The organism is Streptococcus sp. HMSC066E07, assembly GCF_001814695.1.
GTDB classification, from domain to species: Bacteria; Bacillota; Bacilli; order Lactobacillales; family Streptococcaceae; genus Streptococcus; species Streptococcus hominis.
Genome location: NZ_KV817448.1, coordinates 140,957 through 141,447, shown reverse-complemented (window position 1 = coordinate 141,447; position 491 = coordinate 140,957). Strand labels below are relative to the sequence as shown.

The 491-nt window shown below is 47.7% G+C and carries 1 protein-coding gene; it reads right to left on the bottom strand.

Features of this window, described 5'->3' with window-relative positions; genetic code table 11:
• Positions 1–491: SSURE domain-containing protein (locus HMPREF2984_RS06135; RefSeq protein ID WP_180363935.1), on the bottom strand; the 491-nt coding region annotated here is incomplete at both ends.

Below are 491 nucleotides of genomic sequence, written 5' to 3'. Positions count from 1 at the left end.
TTCGTTCACGCCTGCCGTAAAGGGACCAGGGTGGGTCGCATTGGCTAGGAAGGAAGCCGGAACATCTGTACTGCCCTTGATGCTGTCAGAAACGGATTGTTTGGCTTGAGCAAGAGATGGATCTTCTTGCGCTTTTTGACCATTCAAATTCAGATTTACTTGACGTGTTGCGATAACATTGTTCAAGTCTGCCTTACCATCCTTAGTTGCACCGTAAACTGTGACGGTTGCGGTATAACTGTGTGTGCCATTCGCTTTCAATTGATCCAAGAGGGCCTTGCCTTGTTTGCCGGCCGCATTACCATTGAGTGACACTTGATAGAAATATTTACCTTTTGGAATGTTGGCAAAAGGTAGTAAGCCAGCGTGTTTTGCCGTGCCGTTATCTGACCATGAGGCGCCGTCTGAGGATTTCAACAAGAGACGTGTTAACATACCGTCACCACCAAAGAGTTCATACGGAATGACTTCGTTCACGCCTGCCGTAAAGG